The organism is Enterobacter cloacae complex sp. P47BA, from assembly GCF_014930485.1.
Taxonomy (GTDB): domain Bacteria; phylum Pseudomonadota; class Gammaproteobacteria; order Enterobacterales; family Enterobacteriaceae; genus Enterobacter; species Enterobacter bugandensis.
The window spans coordinates 78,850-94,728 of the sequence record NZ_JADBRF010000010.1 but is presented as its reverse complement, the minus strand read 5'-3'; the positions used below and the strand labels follow the sequence as shown (position 1 = coordinate 94,728).

Sequence of the window (15,879 nt, the reverse complement as noted above, 5' to 3'; positions counted from 1 at the left end):
AAGAGAGGTATTTATGAAAGGTGCATTTGGTAAGAAGGAACTCCTGGCGGTGGTGCCACTGTCATGGAGCACGATTGACCGCCTGGAGCAGGCCGGAGAATTCCCGTCACGTTTCTGGATCACCGACCGCCGCTGCGCGTGGGACCAGAGCGAAGTTGAAGCCTGGCTGGATAAACGTAAGGCGGCAAGTCCGGCGACGTTCACCGGAAAAAAGCCGCCAGTTGACCGCCGCGTGTATCGCCCCGTGAGTGCAGCAGCATGAAGGCGCTCGGAAGGCATATCGACAGATGGTCAGAGGTGTATCTGTGCCTGACCATAGTGGCCTACCTGATGTGGGTAGCGTCAGTTATCAGTTGAGAGGTCTGGATCAAATGAAAAAGACGAAGCTTGAGCGCTATCACGAAGACTACGTCTCGCAGCGCCGTGTTGAAAGAGTGGTGGCAGTAACACCGGAAGCAATGGAGATCGAAAGCCGGGCCATCGAGCGTGAGCGCCTGGGACATTACCGAATAGCAGCCCGTCTCTGGCTCCAGTGCCTGGACGCCGCTGTCGGTGAAGTTGAGCGCGCCCGCATCGCGGTGCGCCGCCAGCAGTGCATAACCAAAGGTAACCGCACCCCGCATCTGGACTACAGCGGGATCGGATGTCGCGGGGTGGTGTATGACTAACCCGCACGACAATATCCGCGTCGGCAGTATCACGCTGGTTTATTCATCTCTGCGCCGCGGGTGGTTGGCACCCGGCGGCCAGGTTATCAGAAACCCATTAAAAGCTCAGCGCCTGGCTGAGCTGATGAACAGCAGGAAGGTGGCGGCATGAAATTCTCCAAATTCACTGAGCTGGTAGCCCGTATCTGGTCCAGTTCAACAACGCAGCGGCGCGACCCGGAGATTACTATCTCAATCCACTCTCCGGGCGGCATTGGCGCATCGCCATCCGTTGCTGTCGAGTCCATTCAGGTTGGATTCGACTGGGATGCAGGGCAGGTACTGATTTACCCAGCGCAGCCGCTGACCACTCTTACACCTGAGCAGGTGAACGATATCACCACCAGTGTGCGTAAAGGCCAATCATGGCACGCCTTTGAGGCTTACAAGAAGCACAAAGCCCAGCTGGAAAACGCCGCCATTGAGCATTCAAAACTTGCCGGGCAGCGCGACGATCTGATGGCGGCGCTGGTGGCACTGGTAGCCGATTGCGACACCGGAGAGCGTGGGCCGGATGGGAAGCAGCGCGGCGTGGCTATGCCGCGCAAAGAGCCAGTCTGGGCAGCGCATGCAGCCATCGCCCGCGCCAAAGGCGGTGCATCATGACCGGAAAATACACTCTAATCTACGCTGACCCGCCTTGGGTCTACCGCGACAAAGCAGCAGACGGCAACCGCGGCGCCGGGTTTAAATACCCTGTCATGAACGTTCTTGATATCTGCCGCCTTCCTGTGTGGGATCTGGCTGCCGACGATTGCCTGCTTGCGATGTGGTGGGTTCCGACTCAGCCGGTTGAGGCGCTAAAGGTAATCGAAGCGTGGGGCTTCCGCCTCATGACCATGAAGGGTTTCACCTGGCACAAGACGAACAAGCACAAAGGCAACAGCGCGATCGGCATGGGGCACATGACCAGGGCGAACAGTGAAGACTGTTTGTTTGCGGTACGCGGGAAACTTCCGGCGCGCATGGACGCCTCTATATGCCAGCACGTCACGGCGCCACGACTGGAGAACTCTCGCAAACCTGACGTGATCAGGGAAAAGCTGGTGCAGCTGCTTGGCGATGTGCCGCGCATAGAGCTATTCGCCCGGCAGTCGTCGCATGGCTTCGACGTATGGGGAAATCAGTGCGAAGGCCCGGCGGTGCAGCTACTGCCAGGATGCGCGGTTGACATTATAAAAGTGGAGGCCGCTTAATCCTGCGACTCCATCCACTTCTCAAACTTCGAAGGGGAGAATAACACCAGATCGGTGTGCTCCCCTGCTATCCACGCATCAACCATATCAGCCCACTGCTGAAGCATGTAAGCGCGCTGCCGCGCATACTCTGCTTTATTGTAAACCGCTCTCGTCCCTTTCTGCTTTCTGGCCTGGCCTTTCTCTATCCAGTCTGATGGATAATCAGCTTCATGAAGGTTAGTACTGGCGGTACGTCGCAGATCATGCACAGTAAAGCGTTCAAAGTGATAACCCGATTCGTTTATGCGCGCCACTACGCGGTCGATCAGGGAATTAAGCGAGGCGTTGGAGATCGGTTTGTTGAAGTCGTACCGGCCAGGCACAAGATAAATACTACCCCCGGCGCACATCTGAAGAGTTACCATCAGATCAAGTGCCTGCCTTGAAAGGTAAATTGAATGAGGTTTCCCGCTCTTCATTCTTTCGCCCGGAATAGTCCATATCCCTTTGGTGAAGCTGATTTCTTTCAACTCGGCGTTGGTGAATTCTCCTTTCCTGACCATTGTCAGCAGCACGAGTTTGATTGCCATCTTCAGCGTGCCCATTGCACTGAAACTATCCAGCGCACGGAAAAATACACCAATTTCTTCTGGACTAAGGTATCGCTCCCGGTCCACAAATGTGGCAATGGATGACGGTTTTATATCAGCAGCTGGGTTATAGAATCCGTGCCCTCTGTCATTAGCATGGCGGTACACACTGCTGATTATCTCCCGGGCTCTTACTGCTGTTGCATTACCACCGCGCTGGACGATTTTATCGCACAAATCACGAACCGCCGCTGTGGTGATCTCAGTCATTAGTTTGTTGCCGAGTGACGGTATCAGGTCACGATCAATGATCGCCCGCTTAAGCTCCCGCGTACTGTCCGCCAGCGTGGCATTCTTCATGTAACTGTCGGTATGTACCGCGAACGTCTCAGCCCCACGGATTTTTTTTGTACCGTCTCGTTTCGCCGCAGCAGGCGACTGGCCTGCCTTCACGAGCTTTTTAGCGTTAATCAATTCTTCTCGCGCTTCCGCCAGGCTGATACCGTCACGACCATACTGGCCGATCACCAGTGTTTCACGGCGGCCGTTAATGCGGTAGTCGTAGCGGAACGAGACAGAGCCTGACGTGAGCACGGCGACATACAGCCCGTCACGGTCGGAAACCTTATACAGTTTCTCCTGCGGCTTCAGGTTTTTCAGTTTGGTATCGGTAAGCACAATTCACCCGTAATGCATCCATGTTTTTGTCGGTACGAGAGTATACCTTTCAGGTAATACCGTCACCTGTACCGTCGAAAAATGTGGTGTAGAGTGAATAGATATGAGTAGATATAAACAAAAACCCTCTGCGATTACAGAGGGTTAGATATTAAAATGAATAGATATGATGAGCTATGAGCTAGCTATACATCATTCCCACTCAATCGTAGCCGGTGGCTTACCGCTGATGTCATACACCACGCGGGAAATACCATTCACTTCGTTGATGATGCGGTTAGACACGCGGCCTAAGAAGTCATACGGCAGGTGCGCCCAGTGCGCGGTCATGAAGTCGATGGTTTCCACCGCACGCAGGGAGACAACCCAGTCGTACTTACGGCCATCGCCCATGACGCCGACGGAGCGAACCGGCAGGAACACGGTGAACGCCTGGCTTACCTTGTTGTACAGGTCAGCTTTGTGCAGCTCTTCGATGAAGATCGCGTCCGCGCGACGCAGCAGGTCGCAGTACTCTTTCTTCACTTCGCCCAGCACGCGCACGCCCAGACCCGGACCCGGGAACGGGTGACGGTAGAGCATGTCGTACGGCAGACCCAGTTCCAGACCTATTTTACGCACTTCGTCTTTGAACAGCTCGCGCAGCGGTTCAACCAGACCCATCTTCATCTCTTTCGGCAGGCCGCCCACGTTGTGGTGAGATTTGATGACGTGCGCTTTACCGGTTGCGGAGGCCGCAGACTCGATCACGTCCGGGTAGATGGTACCCTGCGCCAGCCACTTCACGTCTTCCAGCTTCAGCGCTTCTTCGTCGAACACTTCGACGAAGACGCGACCGATGATCTTACGTTTCGCTTCCGGATCGTTCTCGCCTTTCAGCGCGTCCAGGAAGCGCTGCTCGCCTTCCACGTGAACGATGTTCAGACCGAAGTGGTCGCCGAACATGTCCATGACCTGCTTCGCTTCGTTCAGACGCAGCAGACCGTTGTCCACGAAGACGCAGGTCAGGTTTTTGCCGATGGCACGGTGCAGCAGCATCGCGGTGACGGAGGAGTCCACGCCGCCGGAGAGGCCGAGGATCACTTTGTCATCGCCAACCTGCTGGCGGATACGCTCCACGGCGTCGTCGATGATTTTTGCCGGGGTCCACAGGGCTTCACACTGGCAGATGTCACGCACGAAGCGCTCCAGCATGCGCATACCCTGACGGGTGTGGGTCACTTCCGGGTGGAACTGCACGCCGTAGAAGCGTTTTTCTTCGTTCGCCATGATGGCGAACGGGCAGCTTTCGGTGCTGGCAACGGTCACGAAGTCAGACGGGATGGCGGTAACTTTGTCGCCGTGGCTCATCCACACGTCCAGCAGCGGCTTGCCGTCTGCGGTCAGGGAGTCTTCGATACCGCGCACCAGCGCGCTGTCGGTGACAACTTCAACCTGCGCGTAGCCGAACTCACGTTCGTTGGAGCCTTCTACGTGGCCGCCCAGCTGCATTGCCATGGTCTGCATACCGTAGCACACGCCGAATACCGGCACGCCCGCTTCGAACACGTACTGCGGCGCGCGCGGGCTGTTCTCTTCGGTAGTGCTTTCCGGGCCGCCGGACAGGATGATGCCGCTTGGATTGAATTCGCGAATCTGTGCTTCCGTGACATCCCACGCCCACAGCTCACAGTAAACGCCCAGTTCACGCACGCGGCGCGCGACCAACTGAGTGTACTGAGAACCGAAGTCCAGGATGAGAATGCGATGTTTATGAATGTTTTCCGTCATTGACGCTAATTCCGAGGCAAGTGAAACAAAACAAAGCGCCCGGCAGAAGCCGGGCGCGGAAACTTATCAGGAGCCCAGACGGTAGTTCGGGGACTCTTTGGTGATCGTCACGTCGTGAACGTGGCTCTCCTGGATACCCGCACCGCTGATACGTACGAATTCCGCTTTGGTACGCAGCAGGTCAATGGTACCACAGCCGGTCAGACCCATACAGGAACGCAGGCCGCCCATCTGCTGGTGAATGATCTCTTTCAGACGGCCTTTATAGGCCACGCGGCCTTCGATACCTTCCGGTACCAGTTTGTCAGCAGCGTTATCGGTCTGGAAGTAACGGTCAGAGGAACCTTTGGACATCGCGCCCAGGGAGCCCATCCCACGGTAAGATTTGTAAGAACGGCCCTGGTAGAGTTCGATTTCGCCCGGGGATTCTTCGGTACCAGCGAGCATGGAGCCTACCATTACGGCAGCAGCGCCCGCGGCGATGGCTTTCGCGATGTCGCCAGAGAAGCGGATACCGCCGTCAGCGATAACCGGAATACCGGTGCCTTCCAGCGCTTCAACCGCGTCAGAAACCGCGGTGATCTGCGGAACGCCCACGCCGGTCACGATACGGGTGGTACAGATAGAGCCAGGGCCGATACCCACTTTCACCGCGCTGCAGCCGGCGTCAGCCAGCGCGCGAGCGCCTGCGCCCGTCGCCACGTTGCCGCCGATGATCTGCAGGTCAGGGTATTTTGCACGGGTGTCACGAATACGCTGCAGCACGCCTTCGGAGTGGCCGTGAGAGGAGTCAATCAGCAGGACGTCAACGCCCGCCGCCACCAGCGCGTCAACGCGCTCTTCGTTACCTGCACCCGCGCCTACGGCAGCGCCGACGCGCAGACGGCCATGCTCGTCTTTACAGGCGTTCGGTTTACGTTCTGCTTTCTGGAAATCTTTAACGGTGATCATGCCGCGCAGGTGGAAGTTCGCATCCACAACCAGCGCTTTCTCAACGCGTTTTTCGTGCATTTTTGCCAGCACCACGTCGCGAGTTTCGCCTTCGCGGACGGTCACCAGACGCTCTTTTGGCGTCATGTAGACGCTGACAGGCTGGTTCAGGTCAGTCACGAAGCGCACGTCACGACCGGTGATGATGCCCACCAGTTCATTGTCTTCGGTCACTACCGGGTAGCCGGCAAAGCCGTTACGTTCGGTCAGGGCTTTCACTTCGTGCAGGGTAGTGGTTGGCAGAACAGTCTGAGGATCGGACACGATGCCGGACTCATGCTTCTTCACGCGGCGAACTTCTTCTGCCTGACGTTCGATAGACATGTTTTTGTGGATAAAGCCAATGCCGCCTTCCTGTGCCAGGGCGATAGCCAGGCGCGCTTCAGTCACGGTGTCCATTGCCGCGGAGAGCATAGGAATGTTCAGACGAATGGTTTTCGTCAACTGCGTGCTGAGGTCGGCAGTATTCGGCAGAACGGTGGAATGAGCGGGAACGAGGAGGACGTCGTCAAACGTCAGTGCTTCTTTAGCGATACGTAGCATGGGCAATATCTCTGACCTGGGTGGTTAAATATTGCCGTGGCATTATACAGAGCGTAACCGATTGCATCTACACTTTTTTGAAAAAATGCTTGCGAATGCCTCTCAGCAGGTTACTATCGACTGAATAACTTGCTGATTTAGAATTTGATCCCGCTCACATGTTATCCTCTCAATCCCCCTCAATTTATACTGTCAGCCGCCTTAATCAGACGGTGCGTTTGCTGCTTGAGCAGGAAATGGGGCAGGTCTGGATCAGCGGTGAAATCTCAAACTTCACGCAACCGTCTTCCGGACACTGGTATTTTACCTTAAAAGACGATACCGCCCAGGTGCGCTGCGCGATGTTCCGCAACAGCAACCGTCGCGTGACGTTCCGTCCGCAGCACGGCCAGCAGGTTCTGGTTCGCGCCAATATAACCCTGTATGAACCGCGCGGTGATTATCAGATTATCGTCGAGAGCATGCAGCCTGCGGGCGAAGGCCTGCTGCAGCAGAAGTACGAACAGCTTAAAGCCAAACTCTCTGAGGAAGGTTTGTTCGACCAGCAGTTCAAAAAACCGCTGCCCTCACCCGCCCACTGCGTTGGGGTCATCACCTCGAAAACCGGTGCAGCGCTGCACGATATTTTGCACGTGCTTAAGCGTCGCGACCCTTCCCTGCCCGTCATCATCTACCCGACCGCCGTTCAGGGTGACGATGCGCCAGGCCAGATTGTACGCGCCATTGAACTGGCAAATGCGCGTAAGGAGTGTGACGTGTTGATCGTCGGGCGCGGCGGCGGCTCGCTGGAAGACCTGTGGAGCTTTAACGACGAGCGCGTGGCGCGGGCAATCTTTGCAAGCGATATCCCCGTGGTGAGCGCCGTCGGGCATGAAACGGACGTGACAATCGCGGATTTTGTTGCGGATCTGCGTGCGCCTACCCCGTCCGCGGCGGCGGAAGTGGTGAGCCGTAACCAGCTGGAGCTGCTGCGTCAGCTTCAGAACGGCCAGCAGCGTCTTGAGATGGCGATGGACTACTTCCTTGCCAACCGTACCCGCCGCTTTACCCAGCTTCATCACCGTCTTCAGCAGCAGCACCCGCAGCTTCGTCTGGCGCGTCAGCAGACCGTGCTGGAACGCCTGCGTCAGCGCATGAACTTTGCGCTTGATAATCAGCTTAAGCGCGCGGTGACTCGCCAGCAGCGTGTGACCCAGCGCCTGAACCAGCAGAATCCGCAGCCCAAAATCTATCGTGCGCAAACGCGCATTCAGCAGTTGGAATATCGTCTGGCGGAGACTCTCCGGGCGCGCCTGAGCACCACACGTGAGCGTTTTGGCAACGCGGTGACCCATCTGGAAGCCGTCAGCCCCCTCTCCACGCTGGCGCGCGGCTATAGCGTAACGACGGCAGCGGACGGCAAAGTGCTGAAGCAAACCAAACAGGTGAACACCGGTGACGTTCTTACCACCCGCCTGTCTGACGGCTGGGTGGAAAGCGAAGTGAAATCAATTAAACCGGTGAAAAAGACGCGTCAGCGCAAAACCGGATAATTCTTCGCCGGTTACTTACTATACTGCTGCTATTCCCTTTTTTAATAAGGAGAGCAGCATGTCCCATCTTCGTAGCGTTATTCCCCCTTATATTCTTCGTCGTATTATCGAAAGCGGTTCCGAACCGCAGCAGCGCTATGCCCGTCAGACCTTAACCCACGTCCAGACGCTGATGGCGCATATGCCGGGCAAACCCGCCGCGCCGCACGTGAATAAAGCCGGTCAGCTTGAGCGCGATATCTACGATGCGAAACAGACCCAGGAGCTGCCGGGTACCCAGGTGCGTTACGAAGGCCAGCCGTCGAATGGCGATGTGGCCGTGGACGAGGCGTACGATTATTTGGGTATCACCCATGATTTCTTCTGGAAAGAATATCAGCGCGATTCGCTCGATAATAAGGGGCTGATTTTGACCGGCACCGTGCATTACGGTCGGGAATATCAGAACGCCTTCTGGAACGGTCAGCAGATGGTGTTTGGCGACGGCGACGGGGAGATCTTTAACCGCTTTACGATTGCCATCGACGTGGTGGCGCATGAGCTGAGCCACGGCGTCACCGAGACCGAAGCCGGGTTAATCTATTTTGAACAGTCGGGCGCGCTGAATGAGTCCCTGTCAGACGTGTTTGGTTCGCTGGTGAAACAGTACCATCTCAAGCAAACCGCCGATAAAGCAGACTGGTTGATTGGTGAAGGGCTGCTGGCCGCAGGCATTAACGGCAAAGGGCTGCGCTCCATGTCTGAACCCGGCACCGCCTACGACGATCCCCTGCTCGGCAAAGACCCGCAGCCCGCGCACATGAAAGATTTCATCAAAACGCGCGAGGATAACGGTGGCGTCCACCTTAACTCCGGCATCCCCAACCGGGCGTTTTACCTGGCCGCGACGGCGATCGGCGGTTACGCCTGGGAAAAAGTCGGTTATGCCTGGTACGACACGGTTTGCGATCGCAATCTGGCGCAGGATGCGGATTTTGATGCCTTCGCAAAACTGACGATAGCGCACGGAGAGAAACGCTCCGGTAGCGACGCTGGGGCGGCGATAAAACAGGCCTGGGAACAGGTGGGAGTGCTGTAAATGCAGGTTCCGGAACTGACGGATGACGCCGTGGTTGAGCTGGCCCGGGAAGGCGGCGTCGCTTTTATTCCTAAGCTGAGCGGCCAGCGTACCATCGCGCTCTCCTCGCTTAATGAGGCCCAGCGCCAGCGCCTGGTGAGCATCCTGGAGCAGGCCTTTCCACGCGGTCAGCCGCCGGGTCAGACGTCGTCACCCGGCAGCGGTGACCAGCGCTATTTCCGTATCCAGATTATCTGGACCGGCCAAAATCAGGCGCACTACGCCGATATTATCGTGCTGGTACCTGAGCAGGAAGCGCCCGAGTCGCTGGTCGAGCTGTGGAAAAAAGGCGAAGACTGCGTGTGCGATTAATCTTCGGCCGGAACAAACTCCACGCGCTTTTTAGAAATTAAGCCGTGGCCGTTCTGGCAGAAATAGTCCACCGCCCCGCAGGCCTTTAAGACCTGGAGTGGCTGATGGCACTCCGGGCAGCGGGCTTCGAGCGCAATATCTTTATTACAGCTGTCGCAGTGCGCCGCCCCGTTCAGGGGTTCAAGCTGTGCCTGGCAATCCGGGCAGGTAATGGTCATGGTGTCTCCTTCAGGGCGTTCAGGTCTGCGATAATTTTACCACGTCTTCAGTGCGGGCCACGCAACTGTTGCTGCAAGGTCAGCAGCAGCGCCACCTCATCGATCCTGCGGCGCGTTGTGCGGCTCACCTCCTGCGGATCGCGCTCAAACAGACTGTTTGCGCCAAGAATATGTCCGGCAAGACAGCATTCGTAGATCGTGCCGGGGATATGCCAGCGCTGAATAGTCTTACCTTTAACTAGCTCCAGCACATCTTCCGCGGTGGTCAGGTCACCCTTTGCGATATCGTGGCCCAGGCGGTCTTTAGCCGTTACCATCTGCAGCGTCATATCGTCCTGACCGCCCAGATAACGCAGCGTTTCACGCAGCATCGCCAGCACGTGCGTTCCGATATCCAGAATCACGCCGTCCGGGTGGCGAAGCGTTCTGGTATCCGGTTCTCCGGTCGCGAAATTGAGCGCGATGGGTTCCCTGCGGCGTTATATCCGCTCGGCTCCTGCAAAAAACCTTCGATTCTGGCAATGTCAGATATATGGCCGACCAGCGACCGCTTCACCGTTTCGATGCGCGCCATCCAGTGGTCGAGCGCCAGCACGCGGGACGCCACGCCGGGTGTTGCCAGCAGCGTGTTGAGTTTTTCGATTTGAGGAACCGTGGCGACAATCGGTTTTTCAATCACAATCCGCGGAACCGGCGAGGCAATCGCCAGCTCAAGCACCTCAAGGTGGTGCAGCGATGCGGTGGTAATAAAAAGGGTATCCAGCGGGGTGGCTAAAAGCGCCGCAAGCGAGGCGCAGCGCGTAACGCCTTCAGGGTGCTTTGCGGGGAGAACATCAAAGCCGAAACAACGAACAGCGCCATCGAATAGATTACTTAGTGCGGGCAGATAGGCTGTTTCCACTACCGCACCAAGACCAACAAATCCTAACTGCATGGTTTCACCTCAGGAAGTACAGTGCCGGGGCATAACGCCTGCCCCGGCACACTGAGGTTTATGAGGCGCTAGCTGCCGGTTTAGTTTGCGCATTTTCCAGCATGCGGCGCACCGGAACAATGAGGACGATCAGCACTGCGGCACAAATCAGCAGCGCGATGGAGCAGCGCGCGAAGAGATCCGGCAGCATATCCAGCTGGTCGGCCTTCACGTGACCGCCAATCAGGCCCGCCGCCAGGTTACCCAGCGCGCTGGCGCAGAACCACAGCCCCATCATCTGGCCGCGCATTCTCTCCGGCGCCAGCAGGGTCATGGTCGCCAGACCGATCGGGCTCAGGCACAATTCACCCAGCGTCAGCATTAAGATACTGCCCACCAGCCAGAACGGCGACACGCCCGCCCCGCCGTTGCTCAGCACGTTCTGTGCCGCTAGCATCATCAGGCCAAAGCCCGCTGCCGCACACAGAATACCGATAACAAACTTGGTGATGCTGCTCGGGCGAATGTTCATGCTCGCGAGCTTTGGCCATGCCCAGCTGAACACCGGGGCCAGCAGGATGATGAACAGGGCGTTGATCGACTGGAACCATACCGCCGGAATTTCAAAATCACCGATCATGCGGTTAGTGTAGTCGTTGGCAAACAGGTTGAACGAGGTTGGCTTCTGCTCAAACGCGGACCAGAAGAACGCGGCGGAGACCAGCAGAATAAAGCAGACCAGCAGCCTGGCGCGCTCTTTACGGTTCAGGCCCGCGAAGATGAACAGGTAGATAAAGTAGAGAGCAACGGACGCCGCAATTACGTAGACCAGCACGCTGGCTACCGCGACCGGGTTAATGACAATCACGCCCTGCGCGATCAGCGTCACGAGCGTTGCCACGCCTGCCGCCAGCGCCAGCAGCCAGACGCCCACGCCGTTGCGCTTCACCACCGGGCTGTTCCATGTCGAGTCCAGACCGACTTCGCTGTCGTAGCGCTTCATCGCCGGAACCGCAAACACGCGGAAGATAATCAGCGCCACCAGCATCCCGATGCCGCCGATACCAAAGCCCCAGTGCCAGCCGTGGGTTTTTATCAGCCAGCCGGAAATCAGCGGGGCGATGAACGAGCCCATATTAATGCCCATGTAGAACAGCGAGAAACCGCCGTCACGACGCGCGTCGCCTTTTTTATACAGGGTGCCGACCATCACCGAGATACAGGTTTTGAACAGGCCAGAGCCGAGCACGATGAACATCAGGCCGATAAAGAACAGGTTGTTGCCCATGATGGCCGACAGCGCAATCGACAGGTGGCCGAGCGCGATCAGAATCGAACCGTACCAGACGGCTCTCTGCTGGCCGAGCCAGTTATCCGCCAGCCAGCCGCCCGGCAGTGCGGCCAGGTACATGGTGCCGGCAAAAATACCGACAATCGCCGAGGCGTTTTCGCGCGCCAGGCCCATCCCGCCGTCATAGACGGTGGCGGCCATAAACAGGATCAGCAGCGGGCGAATGCCGTAGAACGAGAAACGCTCCCACATCTCGGTAAAGAACAGCGAACCGAGCGGATAAGGATGGCCGAAGAAGGTTCGGCTCTCTTTTTGATTAACAGAGGATTGCATAATTCTCCCGAAAGGTATGTGTCGTGCTTGTAAACACCAGCAGGTACGCCGGCCAGTTACGTATCTGACCGATTTTTTACATGCGGCGAAAAGTTAGTTAACCATTTGATAACCAGTCGCTAGTTTTGTCTAGTACCGGACCAGGGACTTTAAGATGAAAATTCGACGATTGTCTACTTTTCTGGATTTAAAGATGGTTGGGAGTGAATAGTGATTGACTTCACACAGAGAGAACCGACGGTATGATTGGGCCAAAAAAAAGCCCGCGATAAACGCGGGCCTTTGTGAGATCGGCAATGATTATTTGCTTTTCTTAATGTGCTTAATCAAACGCTTACGCTTACGCATCTGGTTCGGCGTCAGGGTGTTGCGCTTGTTGGCGAACGGGTTTTCCCCTTCCTTAAACTGGATACGAATAGGCGTGCCCATCACGTCCAGCGATTTACGGAAGTAGTTCATCAGGTAGCGCTTGTAGGAATCCGGCAGGTCTTTCACCTGGTTGCCGTGAATCACCACGATTGGCGGGTTATAGCCACCGGCGTGGGCATATTTCAGCTTCACGCGACGACCGCGCACCAGCGGCGGCTGGTGGTCTTCCGCTGCCATATTCATGATACGGGTCAGCATGGCGGTGCTCTGACGACGGGTGGAGCTGTCGTAGGCTTCACGCACGGATTCGAACAGGTTACCGACGCCGCTGCCGTGCAGCGCAGAGATAAAGTGCACGCGGGCAAAGTCGATAAAGCCCAGACGGAAGTCCAGGGTCTCTTTCACCTGCTCGCGCACTTCATTGCTCAGGCCGTCCCACTTGTTGACGACGATGACCAGTGAGCGCCCACTATTGAGGATAAAGCCGAGCAGAGAGAGATCCTGATCGGAGATACCTTCGCGCGCGTCGATGACCAGCAGCACCACGTTGGCATCTTCAATCGCCTGCAGGGTTTTGATAACGGAGAATTTTTCCACCACGTCGGTGATTTTTCCGCGCTTACGTACACCGGCGGTGTCGATGAGGACATACTCACGTTCATCGCGCTGCATCGGGATGTAGATGCTGTCACGCGTAGTGCCCGGCATGTCGTAAACCACCACGCGCTCTTCACCCAGAATACGGTTAGTAAGCGTAGACTTACCTACGTTTGGACGACCGACGATAGCCAGCTTGATCGGCAGATCCTGCGGGTTGAAGTCATCCTCAGGCTCTTCTTCTTCGCCCTCTTCACCGTCTTCGAACTGCGCCCAGTATGCGGCGTCTTCGTCCACCTCTTCCGGCGGGTTCACTTCGTCCACCCACGGCAGCAGAACGGTTTCCAGCAGGCTGGTCACACCGCGGCCATGCGATGCCGCAATCGGGTGGATATCCCCCATGCCCAGAGACCAGAAGTCCGCGATAGCCTGATCGGCATCGATGCCGTCAGTTTTGTTCGCCACCAGGAAAGTTGGCTTTTCGCGAGAACGCAGGTGCTTAGCAATTGCGGAGTCCGCCGGCATCAGGCCAGCGCGCGCATCCACCATGAACAGCACAACATCCGCTTCTTCAATCGCCAGCAAGGACTGTTCCGCCATGCGGGTTTCAACGCCGTCTTCTGTGCCATCAATACCGCCGGTATCAATACAGATGAACTCGCGTCCTTCCACCTCTGCACGACCGTACTTACGGTCACGCGTCAGCCCCGGGAAATCCGCAACCAGCGCATCACGGGTGCGTGTTAAACGGTTAAAAAGAGTGGATTTTCCAACGTTAGGGCGCCCGACAAGCGCGACCACAGGTACCATGTTTGAAGCCTCATAAAATTCAAATAAACGTCGCATTCGCGGCGTTTTTAAAAATGTCAAAACGGCTCCTGAGTGAACAGGAGCCGTTTAGTATACTACAACCGCCGGGTAATTAACGCGTGATCGCGTACAGCGTGCCGTCTTTTGCCTGAATCAGCAGTTTGCCGTCAGCCACAACCGGGTCGGTCAGGAAGCCTGAACCGTCCACTTTCTGCTGCGCCACGAAGCGGCCATTCTCTGGATCAACCCAGTGCATATAACCTTCGCTGTCGCCAACCACCAGGCTACCGTTGTACAGCACTGGCGCGGTCAGCAGACGGTGCAGCAGATCGCTTTGCGTCCACAGCGTCACGCCGCCTTCGGTGCTCAGCGCCAGCAGGCGATCGTTCTGGTCAACCATATAGATGCGGTTACCGTCAACGATGAAATCATTCACAGAGCCCAGCTCACGTTTCCACATGATCTGGCCGCTGCGCAAGTCCAGCGCGGTCAGGTTGCCGTTATAGGCCAGGGCGTAAACCACACCGTCAACGATAACCGGGGTAGTGTCTACGTCGCTCAGGCGGTCGATTTCCGTTGAGCCAGTGGCCTGCGAGATACGCTGCTGCCAGATCATCTGGCCCTGCTGCATCAGCACGGCGCTCACGCGACCGTTGTCACCGCCCACAATGGCAGCGCCAAATGCGGTTGCAGGTGCGGATTCACCGCGCAGAGAGAGCGCAGGCATATCCAGGTTAACGGTCCATTTCACCAGACCGTCCGCTTCGTTCAGTGCCTGCAGCTGGCCGTTGCTGGTATGAATCAGCACCAGGCCATCGCTCACAACCGGGCGAGAAAGAGATTCACCGGCTACGGTTGTTTGCCAGGCAATGGAGCCGTCGCTGCTGTTCAGCGCATAAACCTGCGCTTTTTCGCTGCCCACGTAGACATGCCCACCGGAAACGGTCAGGCCGCCAGACAGCAGTGCAGGTTTACGGGAGAACCAGCCGTCTTTTTCCGCCAGGTTAACGGACCACACTTCTTTCCCGTCATCGGCGTTCACCGCTTTCACGGTACCTTTGCGGTCAGCGGCATAGACAACGCTGTCTGCATACGCAGGATGAAGGTTGGAATAGAAATCACCAATCCCACTGCCCACGGAGACATCCCACGCGGTGGATGGGGTAAACTGGTTTTCAACCGTCGGCAGTGGGGACATTTTCACAACGTCTTCTTCGCCACTGAACAGTGAACAACCACTTAATAACGTAACAGAAAGCAGTCCTGGCAGAAGTAATTTACGCAATTGCATCGGGTCCCTCTCAGACGGACAAATTATTTATTTTCATCTGCATCATTTCGCTCAGCGCAGGTGACGCTTTGCTCTCTACGCCAGCTTGCCACGCTTTACGCGCGCCCGCTTTGTCACCTTTGCTCAGCAGTGCTTCACCGCGCAGATCGGCAACGATGGCAGCAAAACCTTCGCCTTTGATGGTATCGAGCGTTTTCAGCGCGTCGTCAGCTTTTTTCTGCTGAACCTGAATACGTGCCAGGCGCAGATTGATCACCGCTTTCAGGTTTTCATCGCTGGCAGCAGCTAGGCCCTGAGACAGCTGAGCAGCGGCTTTATCCAGTTCGTTTTTATCAACGTACTGCTGAGCCACTTCCAGCGCTGCCAGCGCACCGTAGGTGTTTTTGTTGTCAGCGGCAAATTTCTCTGCCGCAGCCAGCGTTTGCGGCTGGTCGGCACGAATCGCGCTAACGGTATTTTCATAGGACAGGGACGCGCCGCGCGCGGAATCCGCCTGATGGTTGTTCCAGTAACGCCAGCCCACCAGCGCACCCACACCTAAAATAACCCCAACAACCAGCGCTTTGCCGTTTTCAGCAAAGAAGCGTTTAATCGCGTCGACCTGATCGTGTTCGTTCTCGTACATTTCCACGCCGTCTTT

At 56.7% G+C, this 15,879-nt stretch carries 16 protein-coding genes and 1 pseudogene; 8 read left to right on the top strand and 9 right to left on the bottom strand.

The window, feature by feature from the left end; genetic code table 11:
• The first annotated feature begins 13 nt into the window (after positions 1–13).
• The 5 genes from IM299_RS12010 (at position 14) to IM299_RS11990 (ending at position 1,903) form a co-directional block, all read left to right on the top strand.
• Positions 14–262 (top strand): AlpA family transcriptional regulator, encoded by a 249-nt coding sequence (locus IM299_RS12010; RefSeq protein ID WP_032634922.1) that lies wholly within the window; start codon positions 14–16, stop codon positions 260–262.
• Positions 263–371: 109 nt separating this feature from the next.
• On the top strand, positions 372–668 hold the full coding sequence (locus IM299_RS12005) for a PerC family transcriptional regulator (protein ID WP_193357527.1): 297 nt from the start codon (positions 372–374) through the stop codon (positions 666–668).
• On the top strand, positions 661–819 hold the full coding sequence (locus IM299_RS12000; protein ID WP_193357526.1) for a DUF1317 family protein: 159 nt from the start codon (positions 661–663) through the stop codon (positions 817–819). The genes IM299_RS12005 and IM299_RS12000 overlap by 8 nt, the downstream gene beginning before the upstream one ends.
• The gene (locus IM299_RS11995; protein ID WP_193357525.1) at positions 816–1,313 is read left to right on the top strand and encodes a hypothetical protein; all 498 of its coding nucleotides are present in this window, start codon (positions 816–818) and stop codon (positions 1,311–1,313) included. Before IM299_RS12000 ends, IM299_RS11995 begins: the two co-directional genes overlap by 4 nt.
• Complete coding sequence (locus IM299_RS11990; protein WP_193357524.1) at positions 1,310–1,903, top strand: MT-A70 family methyltransferase; 594 nt, start codon at positions 1,310–1,312, stop codon at positions 1,901–1,903. The genes IM299_RS11995 and IM299_RS11990 overlap by 4 nt, the downstream gene beginning before the upstream one ends.
• Here IM299_RS11990 and IM299_RS11985 read toward each other — a convergent pair.
• From IM299_RS11985 to guaB, 3 genes are all read right to left on the bottom strand, one after another.
• Positions 1,900–3,153, bottom strand: a complete 1,254-nt coding sequence (locus IM299_RS11985; RefSeq protein WP_193357523.1) for a site-specific integrase — start codon at positions 3,151–3,153, stop codon at positions 1,900–1,902. The genes IM299_RS11990 and IM299_RS11985 overlap by 4 nt on opposite strands.
• Positions 3,154–3,345: 192 nt before the next feature.
• Positions 3,346–4,923, bottom strand: coding sequence for a glutamine-hydrolyzing GMP synthase (gene guaA, locus IM299_RS11980; protein ID WP_003860599.1), 1,578 nt, complete (start codon positions 4,921–4,923; stop codon positions 3,346–3,348).
• A gap of 66 nt (positions 4,924–4,989) precedes the next feature.
• A complete protein-coding gene (gene guaB, locus IM299_RS11975) occupies positions 4,990–6,456 on the bottom strand; it encodes an IMP dehydrogenase (protein WP_014884799.1) in 1,467 nt (488 codons plus the stop codon).
• 158 nt (positions 6,457–6,614) lie between these two features.
• Here guaB and xseA point away from each other — a divergent pair, with 158 nt between their 5' ends.
• From xseA to IM299_RS11960, 3 genes are read left to right on the top strand one after another with little or no spacing between them, the layout of a single operon-like run.
• Complete coding sequence (gene xseA / locus IM299_RS11970) at positions 6,615–7,988, top strand: exodeoxyribonuclease VII large subunit (protein ID WP_047364161.1); 1,374 nt, start codon at positions 6,615–6,617, stop codon at positions 7,986–7,988.
• A gap of 58 nt (positions 7,989–8,046) precedes the next feature.
• Complete coding sequence (locus IM299_RS11965; protein ID WP_193357522.1) at positions 8,047–9,066, top strand: M4 family metallopeptidase; 1,020 nt, start codon at positions 8,047–8,049, stop codon at positions 9,064–9,066.
• Positions 9,067–9,417: a protealysin inhibitor emfourin gene (locus IM299_RS11960; protein WP_028014053.1), complete on the top strand. Its 351-nt coding sequence runs from the start codon at positions 9,067–9,069 to the stop codon at positions 9,415–9,417.
• On the opposite strand, the gene IM299_RS11955 is transcribed toward IM299_RS11960, so the two are convergent.
• The 6 genes and pseudogenes from IM299_RS11955 to IM299_RS11930 form a co-directional block, all read right to left on the bottom strand.
• Positions 9,414–9,635, bottom strand: a complete 222-nt coding sequence (locus IM299_RS11955) for a zinc ribbon domain-containing protein (protein ID WP_028014054.1) — start codon at positions 9,633–9,635, stop codon at positions 9,414–9,416. The two genes, IM299_RS11960 and IM299_RS11955, sit on opposite strands and share 4 nt — an antisense overlap.
• Before the next feature lie 47 nt (positions 9,636–9,682).
• Positions 9,683–10,569 (bottom strand): annotated as a pseudogene (locus tag IM299_RS11950) (oxidoreductase).
• Positions 10,570–10,627: 58 nt separating this feature from the next.
• Complete coding sequence (locus IM299_RS11945) at positions 10,628–12,172, bottom strand: peptide MFS transporter (RefSeq protein ID WP_041908728.1); 1,545 nt, start codon at positions 12,170–12,172, stop codon at positions 10,628–10,630.
• Between the two features lie 300 nt (positions 12,173–12,472).
• Positions 12,473–13,948: a ribosome biogenesis GTPase Der gene (der, locus tag IM299_RS11940; RefSeq protein ID WP_028014057.1), complete on the bottom strand. Its 1,476-nt coding sequence runs from the start codon at positions 13,946–13,948 to the stop codon at positions 12,473–12,475.
• Between the two features lie 112 nt (positions 13,949–14,060).
• Positions 14,061–15,239, bottom strand: coding sequence for an outer membrane protein assembly factor BamB (gene bamB / locus IM299_RS11935; RefSeq protein ID WP_048957768.1), 1,179 nt, complete (start codon positions 15,237–15,239; stop codon positions 14,061–14,063).
• Between the two features lie 10 nt (positions 15,240–15,249).
• Positions 15,250–15,870 carry a YfgM family protein gene (locus tag IM299_RS11930; protein ID WP_028014059.1) on the bottom strand — a complete coding sequence of 207 codons (621 nt, stop codon included), beginning with the start codon at positions 15,868–15,870 and terminating at the stop codon, positions 15,250–15,252.
• Positions 15,871–15,879 lie beyond the last annotated feature (9 nt).

Coding starts and splice junctions, on each gene's coding strand:
- IM299_RS12010 (WP_032634922.1), top strand. CDS start 14: ATGAAAGGTGCATTTGGTAAGAAGGAACTCCTGGCGGTGGTGCCACTG.
- IM299_RS12005 (WP_193357527.1), top strand. CDS start 372: ATGAAAAAGACGAAGCTTGAGCGCTATCACGAAGACTACGTCTCGCAG.
- IM299_RS12000 (WP_193357526.1), top strand. CDS start 661: ATGACTAACCCGCACGACAATATCCGCGTCGGCAGTATCACGCTGGTT.
- IM299_RS11995 (WP_193357525.1), top strand. CDS start 816: ATGAAATTCTCCAAATTCACTGAGCTGGTAGCCCGTATCTGGTCCAGT.
- IM299_RS11990 (WP_193357524.1), top strand. CDS start 1,310: ATGACCGGAAAATACACTCTAATCTACGCTGACCCGCCTTGGGTCTAC.
- guaA (WP_003860599.1), bottom strand. CDS start 4,923: ATGACGGAAAACATTCATAAACATCGCATTCTCATCCTGGACTTCGGT.
- guaB (WP_014884799.1), bottom strand. CDS start 6,456: ATGCTACGTATCGCTAAAGAAGCACTGACGTTTGACGACGTCCTCCTC.
- xseA (WP_047364161.1), top strand. CDS start 6,615: ATGTTATCCTCTCAATCCCCCTCAATTTATACTGTCAGCCGCCTTAAT.
- IM299_RS11965 (WP_193357522.1), top strand. CDS start 8,047: ATGTCCCATCTTCGTAGCGTTATTCCCCCTTATATTCTTCGTCGTATT.
- IM299_RS11960 (WP_028014053.1), top strand. CDS start 9,067: ATGCAGGTTCCGGAACTGACGGATGACGCCGTGGTTGAGCTGGCCCGG.
- IM299_RS11955 (WP_028014054.1), bottom strand. CDS start 9,635: ATGACCATTACCTGCCCGGATTGCCAGGCACAGCTTGAACCCCTGAAC.
- IM299_RS11945 (WP_041908728.1), bottom strand. CDS start 12,172: ATGCAATCCTCTGTTAATCAAAAAGAGAGCCGAACCTTCTTCGGCCAT.
- der (WP_028014057.1), bottom strand. CDS start 13,948: ATGGTACCTGTGGTCGCGCTTGTCGGGCGCCCTAACGTTGGAAAATCC.
- bamB (WP_048957768.1), bottom strand. CDS start 15,239: ATGCAATTGCGTAAATTACTTCTGCCAGGACTGCTTTCTGTTACGTTA.